We start from the raw sequence: 1,936 nt of genomic DNA on the forward strand, positions 1-1,936 counted from the left end.
AGCGCCGCTGCGCGAGGCCCTCGACCCCGAAGACCGTCATGAGGTCCTCCGCGCGCCCGGTGTCGACGTCCTCGTAGGACTCCTCACCGGCGACGGACCGCCCCCACGAGGCCGTGAGGACCACACTGCTCACCTTCTCGGAGCCGGGGATCCGCTGGCCCACGCTCTGGGAGGAGAACCCGACCCTCGAGGCCAGTTCCTGCGGGTCCGCCGTCCCGACGCGTTCGCCGAGCACCGTCGCCGTGCCCGAGTCGGGGACCTCGCGACCCGCGATCACCCGGGCGAGGGAGGTCTTGCCCGCGCCGTTGGGGCCGAGCACCACCCAGTGCTCCCCCACGTGGGTGGTCAGTGAGACGGAATTGAGGATGCGCGTGCCCCCGCGCACCAGAGTGACCTCCGAGAGGTCGACGACGGTCTCCATGCTCCCAGCCTATCCGCCCCGGTGGGGCCCCACCCGCTGACACGTCGGTCCACCTGCGCCTCCCCGTGGGGTCAGGGCCCCGGGGCAGGTGCCGGCGCACCCCTCAGGAGGAGAGCAGCGACTCGTAGAGGTCGACCGTGCGCTTCCCGATCGTGTCCCAGGAGAAGTCGGCGCGGGCGCGCTCGAGTCCCCGCTCGCCCATCTGGCGTGCCTGCTCGGGGTGGTCGAGCACCTGCATCAGGCGCTCGGTCATGTCCGCCTCGAAGCGTTCCGGGTGGATGGGGGTGCCCGTCCCGTCCCGCTTCTGCTCGATGGGCACCAGGTACCCGGTCTCCCCGTCGACGATGACGTCGGGGATTCCGCCGGTGTCGGTGCCGACCACCGGGAGCCCCATGGCCATGGCCTCGAGGTTGACGATGCCGAGTGGCTCGTAGACGGAGGGGGTGACGAAGACGTCGGCGGCGGCCAGGATCGAGGTGATCTCCTCGTGGGGGAGCATCTCCTGGATGAGGACGATCCCACTGCGGGTCTCCTGGAGGGAGCGCACCAGTCCGTCGACCTCGACGGCGATCTCCTTCGTGTCGGGGGCACCGGCGCACAGGACGACCTGGACGTCCGGGGCCAGTCCGCGCACGGAGCGCAGGAAGTAGGGCAGGCCCTTCTGGCGGGTGATCCGTCCGACGAAGACGACTGTCGGGCGGTCGGGGTCGATCCCGTACTTGGCGAGGGTCGCCTCCTGGAGGGCCTTCTCCTCCGGGGTGGAGGGCGCGTGCCACTCGTCCAGGTCGATCCCGTTGTGGATGACGTGGACGCGGTCGGGATCGATGGCGGGGTAGCAGCGCAGGATGTCCTCGCGCATGCCGCGCGACACGGCGATGACGGCGGCGGCGCCCTCGTAGGCGGTCCTCTCGATGAAGGAGGAGAGGCGGTAGCCACCACCGAGCTGCTCGGCCTTCCACGGGCGCAGGGGCTCCAGGGAGTGGGCGGTGACGACGTGGGGGACGTCCTGGAGGAGGGCGGAGACGTGGCCGGCGAAGTTCGCGTACCACGTGTGGGAGTGGACGAGGTCGGTCCCCTCCGCACCGACGACCATCTCCAGGTCGACGCCCATGGTGCGCAACGCGGCGTTCGCACCGGCCAGCTCCGCGATCTCGCCGTACCCGTGCACCCCGGGCCCGGCACCCTCGGTCCCCCGGCTCGCGCGGCCCGTCGAAGGCGTGCACACGCAGGTCGGCCACCAGCCCGCGCAGCACCCGTGCCAGCTCGGTCACGTGGACCCCGGCACCCCCGTAGACGTGGGGCGGGTACTCCCGGGTGAGCAGATCGACGCGCATGTGGACCTCCTGGCTGTGATGACCGGACGCTCCTCCGAGCCTACCGGCTCGTGACCCCGACCACGGGCACTCGGAGGACCCCGGGGCGGGTCGGGGGCATGTCACCCGCTCCACCGCGGGGGTGCGGACTCGGCGTGGCAAACCACCCCGGGCCCGACCGCACCGTGCCTACTCTGGACCC

General features: G+C 71.7%; 1 protein-coding gene and 1 pseudogene. Both read right to left on the reverse strand.

Annotated elements, in window-relative coordinates:
• The coding region (locus tag TA90_RS06810; RefSeq protein ID WP_043535319.1) for an ATP-binding cassette domain-containing protein at positions 1-421 on the reverse strand (421 nt) is incomplete at its 3' end.
• Between the two features lie 103 nt (positions 422-524).
• Positions 525-1,755, reverse strand: a pseudogene (gene glgA / locus TA90_RS06815) (glycogen synthase).
• Positions 1,756-1,936 lie beyond the last annotated feature (181 nt).

Source organism: Actinomyces polynesiensis, from assembly GCF_000820725.1.
Classification (GTDB): domain Bacteria; phylum Actinomycetota; class Actinomycetes; order Actinomycetales; family Actinomycetaceae; genus Pauljensenia; species Pauljensenia polynesiensis.